Here is a 16420-nt window from a genome sequence, read left to right as displayed (position 1 = left end):
CGCCCCGGGCATCCGCCGCGGACCACTGTCGGGACCGGAGGCTTCGACAGGCTCAGCCTCCTCCGCCTCGCGCCGGGCCCCTGAGCCCCGATGAGCCCGACCCACCGCAGCGCGGGAGAGGTCGACGGGCGCAGGCCGCCCCGCCCGAGGGACTCCCGGCATCCGGGATCAGTACGTCGGCGCCGCCGGCAGGCCGAAGAACTCCTCCAGCGTGGTGTACCCGCCCTCGTGGTAGGCACGGGCGAGCTCACGACCGATGTAGCGCTGATGCCACGCCTCGGGCAGGTATCCGCTGACGCTCTCACGCCCCTCGGCGTAGCGCGTGATGAAGCCGTACTCCCACGCGTGATCCCGCACCCACGCCCCCTGCGGTGACGAGGCGATGTCGTCGAGGGTCCCGCAGGAGCCGTCGCACGGCACGATGTCGACGGCCAGCCCCGTCTGGTGCTCGCTGTAGCCCGCTCGCGCGCTCTCGCGGTCGGCCTCCTCGACGCCGCCGACGTCGACGCGGCCGGCGTAGGTCGACTGCTGCGTCGAGTACGAGCGGAACGCGCTGAGGTACCCGATCTCGCCCGCCCCGGCATCGGATGCCGCCCGCACCAGTTCGGTCAGCGCGCTCGCGGGAGCGGAACGCAGCGCCGACTCCTCGAGCGCGCGAACGTTCTGCGGCATGACGAGATCCCCGGCGCGGTAGTCGAGCGGGTCGAGGGGGCGCTGTTTGTTGACGACGACCCATTCGCGGTTCGGATCCGACAGCGAGACGCACGGAGCGATTCCGGATGCCACCGCTGCGCGGAAGGCGCTCCCCCCGCCGACGGCGGAGATGGCGGCGGCGTCGTCTCCCGAGGCGAGGGCCGCGGTGAAGGCCGGGTCGTCGCACGGGGTGGGGGTCGCGGGGACGGCCGCGAACTGCGGGACGGGGAGGCCCTCCGCCGGGACGGCGGGCGGTCCCTGGAACGCGGCGACCGTGTCGACGGCTGCGGGCTGCGCCACCTCTCCGCTTCCTCCCGCCGAGGCGGCGGCGCCGATCGCGACGGCTCCCGCGACCACGACCAGCACGGCGGCCGCGAGCACGCCCGCGCGACGACGGCGTACAACGAGCGTGCCGCCCGGGGCGGCGAGAAGTGCTCGGATGCCGACGCCCGGACGGGCGGTGGGGACGTCGCTCTCCGCGCGGAGCCGTCGGCGCGTCACCGGCTCGACCGGGGGTGTGACCTCGAGCGCCGCCGTCGCGAGTCGCTCGGCCTCCGCGCGCGCGGCGCGGCGGGGCGAGAGCGAGGGATCGGGGGGCGTCACTCGACCCATTCTCTCGCCGGATCCTGAAAGCGGCATGACCCCGCCCGATGGTCCGCGAGATGTTCGCCTCTTAGGCGATCGCGCTTGCGTGTAATTAGTACATGTGTTCGAATGAGGAGATGAGGTGGCAAGGGCAGCAGTTGGGCGTCGACGACGCGGCCGCACTCCCGGGCATGGAGCGCATGGACGGTCTGGTGCGGTCGGTGACCACGCCCGAGTTCGCCGGAATGACCTTCCACGAGGTGATGGCCAAGAGCGCCCTCAACCGTGTCCCCGGCGCCTCGGCGATGCCGTTCGACTGGACGGTGAACCCGTATCGGGGTTGCGGGCATCAATGCACATACTGCTTTGCGCGGAAGACGCACGAGTACCTCGACCTCGACTACGGCGCGGACTTCGATTCGCAGATCGTCGTGAAGATCAACGTCGCCGACGTGCTGCGCACCGAACTCCGGCGCGGGTCGTGGGCTCGCGAGCCCGTCATGCTCGGCACGAACACCGATCCTTACCAGCGCGCCGAGGGACGTTACCGCCTCATGCCCGACATCGTCGGGGCGCTCACCGAGAACGGCACGCCGTTCTCGATCCTCACGAAGGGCACCCTGCTGCGGCGTGACCTGCCGTTGCTGACCGACGCCTCGCGCGAGGTGAAGGTCACCCTCGCGATGTCGATCGCCGTCTTCGACGACGTCCTGCAGAAATCGATCGAGCCCGGCACTCCGAGCGCTGCGGCACGCCTCGACACCGTGCGTGCGGCGACGGCCGCGGGCTTCCGCGTGACGGTCTTCCTCATGCCGATCCTGCCGCACCTCACCGACTCCATCGCCGTGCTCGACGACGCCCTCGCGCAGATCCGCGCCGCGGGAGCGGCCCGCGTCGTCTACGGTGCCCTGCACCTGCGCCCGGGAGCGAAGCAGTGGTTCCTGCAGTGGCTGGAGCGCGAGCACCCTCACCTCGTCTCTTCGTACCGCGGGCTGTACCCCGGCGTGTCCACGAGCGCTCCGAAGGCCTACCGCACGTGGCTCGGCAAGCGCATGCGCCCGCTGCTGCGGATGCACCGGCTCGACGGCTGGGACGAAGACGAACACCCGCGCGGTCGTCCGCAACCGGGACTCGCCGCCCGTGCACCCGAGAGCAGCAGCCTGGGACCGATCCGCAGCACGGGGGCCACGGCATCCGCCCGGCCGAGGGTCGCGCCGGCCAGCGAGCCCACGCTGTTCTGACACACAGAGCCGCCCGTTCCCGAAACGAGGGTCGCGTCCGCCGGCGAGTCCACGTTGGTCTGGCACCGAGTCGCCCGGTCCTGAAACGCGGGTCGTGCCCGCCGGCGAGCCCACGTTGGTCTGGCACACGGAGCCGCCCGGTCCCGAAACGAGGGTCGCGCCCGCCGGCGAGCCCACGTCGGTCTGGCACACGGAGCCGCCCGGTCCCGAACGCGCGAAACCCCCGCCGCACGCGCGACGGGGGTTTCGATGCACACGCTTACGCGGTGACGTTCGCCAACTGGCGACCCGAGATCTCCTCGATCAGGTCGTCGCCGAGCTGCGCCGGCTCGAACGGTGCCTGGATCTCCGCCCGGTCGAGCAGTTCGGTCATGCGACGCTGACGCTGACGCGTGATCAGGGTCACCACGGTGCCGCTGCGACCGGCGCGGCCTGTGCGGCCCGAACGGTGCAGGTACGTCTTGTACTCATCGGGCGCGTCGGCCTGGATGACCAGGTCGATGTCGTCGACGTGGATGCCGCGCGCGGCGACGTCGGTGGCGACGAGCACGTTGACGCGTCCCGAAGTGAGCTTCTCGAGGTTGCGGGTGCGCTTCTGCTGGTTCAGGTCGCCGTGCAGGGCGACCGCGGCGACGCCGGCATCGTCGAACTGCTCCGCGAGCATCTCGGCGTACGCGCGGGTGCGGGCGAAGACGAGGGTCTTGCCCGCCCGGTCGACGAGCGAGCCGAGGATCTCGGCCTTGTCGCGGTGGTCGATGACGAGCACGCGGTGCTCGATCGTCCCGGAGTCCTGGTCCTCGCCGGCGACCTCGTAGACGGCGGGCTCCACGAGGAACTCCTCGACCAGAGCGGCGACCTCGCGGTCGAGCGTGGCCGAGAACAGCAGCTTCTGGCTGCCGGCCGCAGTGGCGCGCAGGATGCGCTGCACGGGCTCGAGGAATCCGAGCTCGCACATGTGATCGCCCTCGTCGAGCACGGTCACCTGCACCTGCGAGAGGTCGAGCTTCCCCTGGTTGAGGAGGTCTTCGATGCGGCCGGGGGTGCCGATGACGATGTCGACACCCTTCTTCAGCGCACCCACCTGGCGCGCCTGGGGCACACCACCGTAGATCTGCGTGGTGAAGAGGCCGACGCTGCGCGCGAGCACCTGGACGGTGCCGTCGATCTGCAGGGCCAGCTCACGGGTCGGCGCGAGGATGAGCGCCTTGGGCGAGCGTCCGAACTCGCGACGCTGACCGGCCTGGGCGCGCAGGATCCGCTCGACGAGCGGGGCGCCGAAGGCGATCGTCTTGCCCGAGCCGGTGCGGCCACGGGCGAGGACGTCACGACCGTCGAGGATCGGCTTCACCGTGGCGGCCTGGATGGGGAAGGGGTTCGCCGCTCCGAGCCCGGCGAGGGCGCGCACCAGGTTGTCGCCGAGGCCGAGCTCGGCGAAGCCGGCGCCAGTCTCGGTGGCGGCGTCCACCGCCTGCGCCTGCAGGCGCTCGTGCACGACGTCGACACGCTGCTCGTGCTCGACCGAGCGCTTCGGGGTGTTGTTCCAGTCGCTGCGGCTCGGGCCGTCGTTACGACGCGGGCGGTCGTCGAACGAACGAGCCGGACGGTCGCTGCGGTCGAACGACCGGGCGGGACGGTCCTCGAACGAACGCGCGGGGCGGTCGCTACGGTCGAACGAACGCGCGGGACGCTCACCGGCGTCACGACGGGGACGCTCGTCACGATCGAACGACCGGGCGGGACGGTCCTCGAACGAACGCGCGGGACGGTCGCTACGGTCGAACGAACGAGCGGGACGCTCACCGGCGTCACGACGGGGACGCTCGTCACGATCGAACGACCGCGCGGGACGGTCGGTCCGGTCGAACGAACGGGCGGGACGCTCACCGGCGTCACGACGAGGACGCTCGTCACGATCGAACGAACGAGCCGGGCGATCGGTGCGGTCGAACGAACGCGCCGGGCGATCGGTGCGGTCGAACGAACGAGCCGGGCGGTCGTCGAACGAACGCGCGGGGCGATCGTTACGGTCGAACGAACGCGCGGGACGCTCACCGGCGTCACGACGAGGACGCTCGTCACGATCGAACGAACGAGCCGGGCGATCGGTGCGATCGAACGAACGAGCCGGACGGTCGGTGCGATCGAACGAACGAGCCGGACGGTCGTTGCGATCGAACGAACGAGCCGGACGGTCGGTGCGGTCGAACGAACGGGCGGGACGCTCGCCGGCGTCACGACGCGGACGCTCGTCACGATCGAACGACCGGGCGGGGCGATCGGTGCGATCGAATGAACGAGCCGGACGGTCGTCGAACGAACGGGCAGGACGGTCGTCGCGCGCCGAGGTGCGGATGCTACGGGCCTCGCTGCGGCCGGCGCGATCGGAGGCGTTCCAGCGACCCTTGTCACCGGCCGACTCCGCCTCGGGGCGGTAGCCGCGGTGGCTGGGGCTCTTGCTGCCGGGCTTGGCCGGGCCCTCCGCGCCGGGGCGACGCTTGCGGTCCTGGAAAGAGGTCTGAGCGGCGTAGCGCGGCTCGAAATTCTTGGCGGGACGACCGCCGGCGGGCTTCTTGTTCTTGGGCATGAGGAAACTTCCTGGGTTCTGTTCGCGCGAAACAGCGACGCCGCTCATGGCGGTGCGAAACCCGGACTCTCGTCGGCCGGGGGCCAATTCACTAGTGATGGTCGAGGCCGCGATCGCGTCCTGTCCATCGGCCCCTTGGACTACAAACCCATTCCGCGCATCACGCACGGTGTCCAGAGCCGACCGCACCACGTTACAGCCCGCGCCTGGGAATGGCATCCATGCCGCTCCCTGTCGACCCTCGTCCCACTTATGGCGACTTCCCACCACCCTCACCAGCCACGAATGGGACACACTCCCCCACAAGTGGGACGAGGTCCCCACCGACCACTCGCCGACACCCGCGTCCCACTTACGGCGAGTCCCCACCACCCACACCGGCCACGAATGGGACACACTCCCCCACAAGTGGGACGGGGCACCGGGACGCCGCACGTCGCGCGACGCACGCGCGCGCGGGTGCCCGAAGATGGACGCATGGCAGACACCGACGCCCACCCCATCACGGTGGCGATCGAGCGGCGCATCGATCCGACGCGCACCGCCGAAGCGACCTCCTGGATGCAGGCCGGCACCGACCTCGCGACCGCCTTCCCGGGCTTCCTCGGCTCGGGGTGGGTGCGCGCCGGGGAAGACAGCGACCTCTGGTACATGCTGTACCGGTTCCGCGACATCACCACGCTCGAGGGGTGGGAGGCCTCGTCGCAACGGCAGTGGTGGCTCGACTCCGGTCGCCCCTTCGCGCGCGAGGAACGCGTCGAGCGGCGCACCGGCATCGAGGGCTGGTTCGACGCCTCATTCGGTTCGGTGCTCGCCCCCGTGGATGCCACGACCTCGCCCGTGCAGCAGCCGGTGCCGGCCGCGCCCCCTCGGTGGAAGCAGGCCGTCACCATCTGGGTCGGGTTCTTCCCCACCAACCTCCTGGCGTCCTGGCTGCTGGGCTTCATCCCCGGTTTCGCCGAGGTCCCGCTCGTGCTGCGCGTGCTGGCCACGACGCTCATGCTGACCCCCGTCATGACCTACGCGGTGCTCCCGTGGGTCACCCGCCTGCTGCGGCCGTGGCTGCAGCGTCCACCCCGCTCCAGAAAGGCCTCGTCATGACCGCCGATCCCACCGGCCAGCGTTTCCACCTGCGCGGACCCCGTTCGTCCGCCGAGATCAGCCAGGTGGGTGCGGCGCTGCGTGCCCTGGTGGTCGACGGCGTCGATCTCGTGCCGCGCTATCCCGACGATCTGCCCACGCCCGCGGCATCCGGGGTCGTCCTCGTGCCGTGGCCGAACCGCATCCGCGACGGCCGGTACACCTTCGAGGGTGAGGCTCAGCAGCTCGCGATCAGCGAGCCGAAGTTCGGCAACGCCAGCCACGGCCTGCTGCGATTCGGGACGTATCAGCCCCTCGAGCACACCGACGAACGGCTGGTGCTCGGCGCCGACGTCGTGCCGCAGACGGGGTACCCGTTCCATCTGCGCACGCGGGTCACCTACACGCTCGAGTCCGACGGGCTGCGCGTCGCGCACGACATCGAGAACGTCGGGGCGCGAACGGCCCCCGTCGCGCTGGGCGTGCACCCCTACTTCCAGATCGGCGGCGTCGCGACCGAGGATCTCGTGGTGCGGTCCACCGGCTCGACGACGCTCGTGGTCGACGAACGGAACATCCCCGTCGACGAGGTGCCCGTCGACGACGCGACCGACCTGCGCGGCGGTCGTCGGCTGGGCGACGCCGCGCTCGACAACGGCTATCGCGGCCTCGAACGGGATGCCGAGGGTCGCGCCCGGCACACGCTCACCGCCCCCGACGGGCGCCGCCTGGAGCTCTGGCAGGACGAGGGCTTCCGGTGGGTCCAGGTCTTCACGACCGATCGCTACCCGGGACACCCGCTCGCCGTGGCGATCGAACCCATGACGGCGCCGGCGAACGCCTTCGCCACCGGGACCGACCTCGACACCCTGCAGCCGGGGTCCGTCCTGGCGCGGGAATGGGGCGTCCGCTTCTCCTGAACACCCTTACGTGTCCCCCATTTGGGGGACACGCATTTCTTTTCGTTGACCTGGGGGAAAAGAAAGAACAAGCGGATTCAATTCACGCGGACAAAAGCTACCATTTGCGGTGACGGTAATCGTCGAGGCCGGGGCGGCCGAGAACCACGGCTCTCTCGGCAAAAGTCCGTTTGAAGCCGACGGGGGCCGAGGATCCCACGTGCTGGGGGTCCCGTTCCGTCCCGAGGAAAGACTCCCCCACATGAGCACCGCGCTCCCGTCAGTCGACCCCGAAAACCTCCTCCTACCGCGCCTCGGCGGCCTCTCCCGCCGCCTCGCGGCCCTGCCGTCGCTGCACGTCGGCGCGGCAGTGCTCTCCGTCCTGCTCGGCGGATTGCTGCTTTCCATGGCCACCACCAGCGACCCGCTCTGGTGGCAACTGCATTTCAGCCAACTCGGAATCTTCGGTGATTTCTCGAGTGCATTGTTCAATACGACACTGAAGGTCAGCGGACTCATGGTCGTCGTGTTCGCCTTCTTCGTCCGACGGGATGTCCGCCGCCTCGGCCGAGGAACCGTCCGGCGCGGCTCCGCGACCCTCGCGTGCGTCTGCCTGAACGTGGTCGGCATCAGCCTCGCCCTGGTGGGATGCGTGCCCCTGAACACCGACAAGGACCTCCACGACCGGGTGGCGGCCATGATGGTGCTCGGTTTCCTCGTCCTTCTCGTGAGCGCTCCGGTCATGCTGCGCCGACTCGGTGCGCGCATGGTGGTGAGCACCGGCATCGCCCTGGTGTGGCTCGCCCTCTCGATCGCGCTCTTCGTCACCGCCACGATCAACCTCGCCCTGTTCGAGACGATCTCGTGCGGGGCCATGTTCGCGTGGTCGGGCATGCTCACCCACACGCTCGGCGCGGTCGCGCGCCGAGGCGAACAGCGAACGGATGCCGAGGATCGCGGAGTCGCGTGCGGCCCGCGCCGCCGCTCCCACCTCCCGCTCGCCGGTCGTCGCGTCCGGCTCGTCGTCGGCGCCCTCCGGCGGCCGGTCCCCCGCCTCGCCATCTCCCCCGCGCCCTCCCGCGCGGCGGTCGAGGGCGGGTCCCGAGGCGACGATCGCCTCACGGGCACGACTCGGGTCCGGCCCACCCCGCTCGGTCCGGCCGCCCGCCGCCTTCCGCCGTTCGACGACGATCGCACCGCCCGGCACTTCGTCGCGGACGGGACGGGCACTCGTGCCGACGCGCCCCGTCGCCCGGCGGATCCGCGCGGCGCCATCCCGTCACCGCGTCACCGGTCGCCGCTCGGCGAGGTCCCCGAGCGGGTGTCCGGGCCGAGGCGCCGCCGTGGTCTCCGGCGGGGCCTCGTCAGTGCTGCGCGCGGAGCTCGCGACGGGTCACCGGATGGTCGTCGTCGCCCGATGGCCGCCCCTCGTCTCCGTCGCGCGCGGCCCGACGCTCCCGACGCCGCTCGCTCGCCCCTTCGATGAGGTTGTAGAGCGTCGGCAGTACCAGCAGCGTCAGGAACGTCGACGAGACCAGCCCGCCGATGACCACGACCGCGAGCGGCTGCGAGATGAAGCCTCCGTGTCCGGTGATCCCGAGCGCCATGGGCACCAGCGCGAAGATCGCCGCGAGCGCGGTCATCAGGATGGGCCGCAGACGCCGGGCCCCTCCCACGATCGTCGCGTCGTGCACGCTCAGCCCGCGCGCGCGGTACTGGTTCACGAGGTCGATGAGCACGATGGCGTTGGTCACGACGATGCCGACGAGCATCAGCGCACCGATCATTCCGGCGACACCCAGCGGCACACCCGTGATGAGCAGCATCACGATGGCGCCGGTCGCGGCGAACGGCACCGACACGAGCAGCTCGAGCGGCTGACGCAGCGACTTGAAGGTGGCCACCATCACCACGTAGACGATGAGGATGGCCGCCAGCAGCGCCAACCCGAGCTGCGAGAACGCGTCCTGCTGGTCGGTGACGACACCTCCGACCTTCGCCGTCGCCCCGTCGGGCAGCGAGAGTCCCGCCAGCGTGTCGGTGACGGTGCCCGAGGAGCTGCCGAGGTCGTCGGAAGTGGGTGTGACGGTGATGGATGCCGTGCGCAGACCCCGAGCGGTCGTGATCGAGGGCGGCGTCTGGCTCTCGCCGACCGTGGCGATCTCGTCGAGGCGCACGGCGCCGCGCGCGCTGGGGATCTCCAGCGCGCGGAGGTCGTCGATCGTCTGGGGAGGGTTCGCCGTGGCGAGGTACACGGTCACGCCGCGACCGTCGAGCTCGACCGTGCCCGCCTGTCGGGGCTGCTGAGCCCCCGACACCAGCGCCCCCACGGCGCGTTCCGACAGGCCGCGCTCGGCGGCGGCGTCACGATCGACGCGCACCGAGACGAAGGGCAGGGATGCCGACAGGCTGCTGGTGACCTGACCGATGCCGTCCTGACCCTGCAGACCCGCCACGACCGCGTCGCTCGCCTGCTGCAGAGACGACGAATCGGGTGCGGTGACGTCGACGGTGATGTCGGTCGAGCCGAATCCTCCGCCGGCTGCCCGAACCTCGATCTCACCGGCGTCGGTGAGGCCTTCGAGCTCGGTGCGCACGCGCTCGCGCAGCTCGACCTGGTCGGCGCCGGACTCCGAGGTGATCGAGTACGTGATGCCCGTGCCGCCGCCCGAGAACGCGTCGCGCAGCGCGGAGCCGCTCGAGCCGATGGAGGTCTGCACCGTCTGCACGCCCGGGGTGTCCAGCAGCACGGCCTCGACCTGCTGGGCCGCGGCGTCCTCGGCATCGAGGCTGGGGGCCGCACCGATCTTCTGCGTGACGGTGAAGGTGTTCTGGCCGGAATCCCCGAGGAAGTCGGTCTTCAGCAGCGGAACCGATGCGAGTGTTCCGCCGAGCACGAGCACCGCCAGGGTCAGGGTGACCCAGGAGTGCTTGAGCGTCCAGCTCAGCACCGGCACATAGGCCTTCTGCAGTCGCGTGGGCGGAGCGTCGGCGGCCTCGGGGTCGACCGGGTTGCCCTCGGCATCCCGGATCACCTTTCCGGGCTTGAGGAACCACGATGCGAGCACGGGCACGATGGTCAGCGACACCAGCAGCGACGCCGCCATCGCGATCGTCACCGTCAGCGAGAACGGGCGGAACAGCTCGCCGGTGACGTCGCCGACGAAGGCGATCGGCAGGAACACCGCGACCGAGGTGATCGTGGATGCCGTGATGGCGGCCGCCACTTCGCGCACCGCGCGGATGATGGTGGGGATCTTCTCGGCGTCACCGACGTAGTGCCGCTTGATGTTCTCGATGACGACGATGGAGTCGTCGACGACGCGGCCGATCGCGATGGTGAGGGCGCCGAGGGTGAGGATGTTCAGCGAGTAGCCGAAGGCCTGGAGTCCGACGAAGGTGATGAGCACGCTGGTCGGGATCGAGATGGCCGTGACCAGCGTCGAGCGCACCGACATCAGGAAGATCAGGATGACGACGACCGCGAAGACGAGACCGAGCAGCCCCTCTTGCGCGAGCGCGTCGATCGACTGCTGAACGAACGGCGCCTGGTCGAAGACGACGGTGAAGGTGGCGCCCTGGCCGAGAGCGGACTCGAGAGTGGGCAGCACCGCGAGCACTCCGCGCGAGACGTCGACGGTGTTGGCGGCGGGGAGCTTGGTGACGGCGATGGTCAGCGCCGGCTGCCCGTCGACCCGCGAGAGGGTCGTGACGGGGTCGGACTGCAGGGCGACGGCGGCGACGTCGCCGATCGTGGTCTGCCCCGCCTGGAACTGCGCCTGGTCGGTGGGAACGAGCGGGAGCGCGGCGATCTCGTCGACGCTCGTGAGCTTCGCGCCGGTCTGCACGGTGAGCGTCTGGTCGCCCTCGGTCAGCGAGCCTCCCGGGAAGAGGATGCCGTTGGCATCAAGGGCGTCGGTGATCGCCTGCTGGCTGAAGCCCCGCTCGCCCAGCCGGGTGGAGTCGGGGGTGATGGTCACGCGCTGACCGGTGCCGCCGACGATCTGGGCGCCGTTGACGCCCGCGACGTCTTCGAGGTCGGGGATGACGCTCGTCTGCAGCACCGATTGCGTGGCCTGGGCGTCGGAGAAGCCGGTGACGGCGAGCTGGATGACGGGGAAGTCGTCGATGCTGGCGGACGCGACGGTGGTGTCGGCCGACTCGGGGAGCTGATCGTCGATGCGGGCGATGGCGGCGAGGATCTTCTGCTGGGCGGCCGCGAGATCGGTGCCGTAGGTGAACGACGCCGACACGATCGAGGAGTTGGTCGTGCTGGTCGCGGTCGTGGACTCGAGCCCCTCGACGCCCCGGATGGCGTTCTCGATGGGCGTCGACACGTCGGCTTCGACCACCTCGGGCGAGGCGCCGGGGTAGGTGGTGACGACGGCGAGCTGGGGGAACTCGATCGAGGGGATGAGCTCCTGCTTGAGACTCGTCAGGGCCAGTCCACCGAAGATCGCCGCCACGATCGTGACCAGGGCGATGAGGGCGCGGTTCTTCAGGCTCAGCACGGCCAGATACGACACGAAGCACCCTTCGGGGGTCGGATTTTCGATACAGAGATGTATCGGGACAAGTATCCCATGCGCGACGGTGAGCCGGCCGGGAAGCACCGCCCCTGTGGATCAGTTGTGCGCTGGCGCGAACCGCAGCGCGAGAGCGGCCCGTCGCACCTTGCCGGCGTCGTTGCGCAGCGGCTCGGCCGTCACGTGGAGTGCCACCGGTGCGCGGCGACCCAGGCGGGAGCGCGCGTGCGCCAGGACCTCCGGCGGCGATGCGCCGTCGACGAGCCGCACGGCGGCGTGGACCACCTGTCCGAGCTCGTCGTCGGCCACGCCGAAGGCGACGGCCTCCTCGACGTGCGGGTGCGATTCCAACGCCGCCTCCACGAGGGCGGGAGCGATCTTGTCACCGCCGCGGTTGATGAGATCGTCGGCGCGGTCATGCAGGTACAGATAGCCGTCGGCATCCACGTGACCGATGTCGCCGAGCGTGTCCCACCCTTCCTCGTCGCGCCGCGAGACCGCGCCGACGTACGCGTAGGCGGACGCGTCGCCGCGTCGCATCCACACCAGACCGTTCTCGCCTGCCGGAAGGTCGCGGCCGCGGGGATCGCGGATGCGGAGGCGGGTTCCGCCGATCGGCCGCCCGACGCTGCCGGGCCGGGAGAGCCACTCCGTCCCGGTGAGGTGGGTGAGGCCGTTCGACTCGCTGCCGGCGTACACCTCGTCGACGCGCTGCGGCCCGAGCCATTCGAGGAACGCCCGTTTGAGCGCGGGCGCGCAGGGCGCTCCCATGTGCAGCACCCGCTCGATGCTCGCGACCCGCTCGACCGCCCGCTCCGCCGGCGGGAGGCGGAGGAGCCGCGCCATCATGGTCGGCACGAGCAGCCCCCAGGTGGCACCGTGCTGCTCGACGGCGGCGACCCACCGGGCGGGGTCGAAGCGGTCGAGGATGACGAGCCGGTGGCCGGTCAGCAGGCCGCGGAACGCGTAGGTGAACACCGCGGAATGCCACAGCGGACCGGCGACGACCTGCGTCGCCCGCTGCGGAAGGAAGGCGGCGACGGGATGCGAGGTATCGAGCGTCGCGGATGCCGCGGCCCGCACGATCTTGGGTCGCCCCGTGGATCCCGAGGTGGCCGGGGCCTTCCAGCAGGCGGCCGCCACGTCGGGCAGGCTCCCCTCCCGGGGCGGGAGGTCCACGTCGGGGAGCCACGCGACGCCGGCCGAGGCGGGGGGCGATCCGATCGCCGCCGCCGGCGGGGCGATCCGTTCGAGGTCCGCCCGCACCGCGGTGGTGAGGTCGGGTGAGAGCGGCTGCGGAGTGGCGCCCGCGCGCCAGATTCCGAAGCACGCGATGACGAAGTCCCACCCGTTCGGCATCGACACCGCCACCGTGTCATCGCGGCCGACCCCTCGGGCGATGAGCTCGTGCGCGAGTGCCGAAGCGGCGGCATCCAGCTCCGCCGCCGTCATGACCCCCGCTGCGTCGACGACGAGGGGCTCGCCGGGATCGGCCGTGGCACGGTCGGCGAGGATCGCCGAGAACGTGCGCCCGGTCATCGCGTGGTCCGCTCCGGTACGCGGGTGTAGAACTCCTCGTGGGCCCGGGCCGCTCGATCCCAGGTGTGGGCGCGCGCGAGAGCCACTCCGCCGGCCGTATCGGTCTCGGTCGCGCCGCGCAGCACCGCGTCGAGGCGACCGGCGATCTCGCCGGGGGTCGAGGCATACAGCACGGTGTCGCCGAACACCTCGCGGATCACCGGCAGATCCCGCGCGACGACGGGCGTCGACGCCGCCAGCGCCTCCATCGCAGCGAGCCCGAATCCTTCCTTGGTCGACACGAACGCCAGGGCACGTGCGGCGGCCACGAGCGCGGGCAGCGCGTCGTCGTCGACCGGACCCAGCACGGTGGGATGGATGCCGAGTTCGAGGGCCCGGGCCTCGAACCGCTCGCGGTACTCGCGGTAGTCGAACAGCGTCTCGCCGCCGCCGAACACCAATCGGACGTGCGGATGGGCGTCGCGCACCCGGGCGAACGCGTCGAGGAGGTCGATCGAGCCCTTGCGCGGCTCGATGCCGCCCAGCGCGAGCACGTAGTCACCCAACCGCGCCCGCCAGCTCTCGCGCGCACCCGCCGCCGTGGGTCCGGATGCCACGCCGAAGCGCTCGGCATCCACGCCGTTGGCGATGACCTCGGGGTGCACGCCGTAGGCCTGCTCGACCTCGCGCGAGACCGCCTGCGAGACGCACAGTCTGGCGACCGGCTCGATGACCGCGCGGTCGTGGCACGCCACCAGCTGCGGCGTCGTGAAGGTGTCGAGGTGGTGGATCGTGCGGACGACGGGGATGCCGCGGCGCAGCGCCGCGTTCGCCGAGATGCAGTCCTGCGCGTGGACGATGTCGGCCCGCGCCTCCAGCGCAGTGGCCATCAGGTCGATCGAGCGCTCGATCCGCTCACCCACCCCTTCGCCCTCCTGCGCCGGGAACGGCACGACACGCAGGTTCACGCGCGGGTCGACGGGCCGGAAGAAGGCGGTGTCGTCGCCGCGCCCGAGGGTCCACACCTCGACCTCGTGGCCGCGCGCGGCGAGCGCTTCTGCGAGCGCGAGGGTGTGCACGACTCCGCCGCGGGGCTTCGTCGAGTAAGTCAGCTGCGCGATGCGCATGGTCGTCCTTCCTGCGCAGCCCTCGCCGCGCGGCTACGCCGGGGCGCTCAGCCGGTACGCGTGCTCGGCCCGCTGGGCGAGGTGGTTGAGAGAGCGCCGCGCCCGGATGATGTCGGCCGAGACGTCGGCTTCGGCGACGGCGAGGCCGCCCTTCGCCCAGGTCTTCGCGATGATCTCGCCGGCGGGGTCGACGACCTTCGCCTGACCGAGGAAGCGCAGTCCGCCGAGCACACCCGTCTGATTCGACGACACCAGGTACACCTGGTTCTCGGCGGCGCGCGCGCAGTCGTACAGGTCGAACAGGTGGGCCTGACGGTCGTTGCGGATGCGATCCGACCGGTCGGTCACACTGGCCGGCCACGCGCTCAGGCACGCGATGATCTGCGCGCCGTCGAGCGCGACCGAGCGCGCGGCCTCGGGGAAGGTCTTGTCGAAGTCGATGAGCATGCCGATCCGCCCGACGGGAGTGTCGAACGCGCGGAAATCGTCGCCGGGCGCGTAGACCTCCGACTCCCCCAGCGGCAGGTGCACCTTGCGGTGCACGCCCAGCACGCCGTCGCCGCTGACGCAGACCGCTGCGTTGTAGAGCCGCTCCTCGCCGTCTTCGACCGCGCGCTCGGCGATCCCGACGCACACGGTCATGTCGCCCGCGAGCTCGACGATCGCCGCCACCTCCGGTCCGTCGATCTCGACCGCATGAGGGATGCCGTCGCCCTCGCCGACCGGGTGGTGCAGGTCGAGCAGGTAGCCGCCGATCGTGGCGTCCGGGAGCACGAGCAGGTCGGTCCCGCGCCCGCGCGCGTCCTCGACGATGCCGGGGAGCTTCGCGAGCGTGCGCTCGACGTCCCGGCCGAAGTGTGCCGCCACCGCAGCCATCGTGACGGATGCCATTTCTCGAGCGTACGCGGTGGCCGCTCAGCGCACCGCGAGGACTCCCTGCGACGCCGCGACGACCTGCCCCGCGACGTGCTCGGCGTCTCGGGCGATCGCGTGGAACCGCCCCGACCCCCACGTGTGCAACCACGGGAGGCCGACGAACGAGAAGCCCGGCACCGCCGTCGCTCCGCGTTCATGGACCGGGTGGCCGCTCGCGTCGAGCACGTCGAGCTCGCCCAGCCACGACCAGTCGGCGCGGAATCCGATGGCCCACACGACGGCATCCACCTCGGCGAGGTCGAGCCGGGTGGGGCCGGGCGGGGGCGTCCACGCCGCGCCGCGACGCGGTTCGAACGGGGCGTCGATCCCTTCGCGGGCGATGAAGGCGTCGATGTCGTTCTTGATCGACTCGGCGACCGAGTCGGCGTGGTCGAGGTTGGCGGTCAGGCTGTCGTCGAAGGCGAGCACTCCGTCGGCGATCCCCGTCGCACGCCCGTGCAGCCGCATCCCCTGCGTCGCGAACACGCGCAGGTCGATGTCGCGGCCGCCGTCGCGCCCTGTGACGTAATGGTTGGTCGCGGCGCGCTTGGCGGCGGCCTGCACTCCCGCGGGCACGTCGTACACGCCCATGTCGGCGAGCCACGTCATGCAATCGCGTCCCCGGTAGAACCGGGCGACGCGCGGCGCGCGCCCCACGGCCAGGTGCACCTGACGCCCCTCGAGGTGAAGGTCTTCGGCGATCTGCGTGCCGGATTGCCCCGTGCCCACGACGAGCACCGAGCCGGGCAGCTGTCCGGCGTTGCGGTAGTGGTGCGAGTGCATCTGCACGATGCGGTCGGGGATGTCGGCGGCCCAGGAGGGCGTGATCGGGCGGTGGTACCCGCCGGTGGCGGATGTCACCGTGTCGGCCGTGATGGTCCCCGCGCTCGTCTGTACGACGAACACCCCGTCGTCGCGGCGATCGACGCGGTGCACCTCCACCCCCTCGGCCAGAGGGGCGTCGAACGTGTCGGCGAAGGCGCGCACCCACGCGTAGACCTCGTCGCGGGTCATGAACCCGTCGGGGTCGGGCCCGTCATAGGCGTAGCCGGGCAGCCGGCAGTGCCAGTTGGGTGTCACCAGGGTGAAATTGTCCCATCGCCCGTCGCGCCACTCGTGCGCCGCGGTCTCGCGCTCGATGACGACGTGATGCACTCCCGCTTGCGCGAGGTGCCGGCTCACCGAGAGCCCCGCCTGTCCGCCGCCCACGATGACGGCCGGGTAGTGGGCGCCCGGTTGCAGCGCCACGGGA

The 16420-nt window shown here is 71.2% G+C and carries 10 protein-coding genes and 1 pseudogene; 4 read left to right on the top strand and 7 right to left on the bottom strand.

The genetic code is table 11. From position 1 onward, the window contains the following. Positions 1–168 precede the first annotated feature (168 nt). Positions 169–1296 (bottom strand): M15 family metallopeptidase, encoded by a 1128-nt coding sequence (locus QRO03_RS16170; RefSeq protein ID WP_285138518.1) that lies wholly within the window; start codon positions 1294–1296, stop codon positions 169–171. Between the two features lie 119 nt (positions 1297–1415). Between QRO03_RS16170 and QRO03_RS16165 the strand changes: the two genes are divergently transcribed. Beyond that, entirely contained in the window at positions 1416–2519 is a 1104-nt protein-coding gene (locus tag QRO03_RS16165) for an Rv2578c family radical SAM protein (protein WP_285138517.1), read from the top strand. 259 nt (positions 2520–2778) lie between these two features. Here QRO03_RS16165 and QRO03_RS16160 read toward each other — a convergent pair whose 3' ends face one another. Next, positions 2779–5103 carry a DEAD/DEAH box helicase gene (locus QRO03_RS16160; protein ID WP_285138516.1) on the bottom strand — a complete coding sequence of 775 codons (2325 nt, stop codon included), beginning with the start codon at positions 5101–5103 and terminating at the stop codon, positions 2779–2781. Between the two features lie 477 nt (positions 5104–5580). On the opposite strand from QRO03_RS16160, the gene QRO03_RS16155 reads away from it, so the two are divergent. The 3 genes and pseudogenes from QRO03_RS16155 to QRO03_RS16145 all read left to right on the top strand — a co-directional run. Next, positions 5581–6204 (top strand): antibiotic biosynthesis monooxygenase, encoded by a 624-nt coding sequence (locus tag QRO03_RS16155; protein ID WP_285138515.1) that lies wholly within the window; start codon positions 5581–5583, stop codon positions 6202–6204. Next, on the top strand, positions 6201–7103 hold the full coding sequence (locus QRO03_RS16150; RefSeq protein WP_285138514.1) for an aldose 1-epimerase family protein: 903 nt from the start codon (positions 6201–6203) through the stop codon (positions 7101–7103). The genes QRO03_RS16155 and QRO03_RS16150 overlap by 4 nt, the downstream gene beginning before the upstream one ends. Positions 7104–7344: 241 nt before the next feature. Next, positions 7345–7971 (top strand): annotated as a pseudogene (locus tag QRO03_RS16145) (DUF998 domain-containing protein); the annotation flags it as partial. A 475-nt stretch (positions 7972–8446) separates the two neighbouring features. Here the strand turns inward: QRO03_RS16145 and QRO03_RS16140 are convergent. From QRO03_RS16140 to QRO03_RS16120, 5 genes are all read right to left on the bottom strand, one after another. Next, positions 8447–11608 (bottom strand): efflux RND transporter permease subunit, encoded by a 3162-nt coding sequence (locus QRO03_RS16140; RefSeq protein WP_285138513.1) that lies wholly within the window; start codon positions 11606–11608, stop codon positions 8447–8449. A gap of 99 nt (positions 11609–11707) precedes the next feature. After that, positions 11708–13147 (bottom strand): AMP-binding protein, encoded by a 1440-nt coding sequence (locus QRO03_RS16135; RefSeq protein ID WP_285138512.1) that lies wholly within the window; start codon positions 13145–13147, stop codon positions 11708–11710. Continuing rightward, entirely contained in the window at positions 13144–14253 is a 1110-nt protein-coding gene (locus QRO03_RS16130) for an MSMEG_0565 family glycosyltransferase (protein ID WP_285138511.1), read from the bottom strand. The genes QRO03_RS16135 and QRO03_RS16130 overlap by 4 nt, the downstream gene beginning before the upstream one ends. A gap of 33 nt (positions 14254–14286) precedes the next feature. Continuing rightward, the gene (locus QRO03_RS16125; RefSeq protein WP_285138510.1) at positions 14287–15144 is read right to left on the bottom strand and encodes a carbon-nitrogen hydrolase family protein; all 858 of its coding nucleotides are present in this window, start codon (positions 15142–15144) and stop codon (positions 14287–14289) included. Between the two features lie 24 nt (positions 15145–15168). Continuing rightward, positions 15169–16416, bottom strand: coding sequence for an MSMEG_0569 family flavin-dependent oxidoreductase (locus QRO03_RS16120; RefSeq protein ID WP_285138509.1), 1248 nt, complete (start codon positions 16414–16416; stop codon positions 15169–15171). Between the last annotated feature and the right edge of the window lie 4 nt (positions 16417–16420).

This window comes from Microbacterium sp. lyk4-40-TSB-66 (assembly GCF_030209475.1).
GTDB lineage: Bacteria > Actinomycetota > Actinomycetes > Actinomycetales > Microbacteriaceae > Microbacterium.
This window is presented reverse-complemented; position numbering and strand designations above follow the sequence as displayed.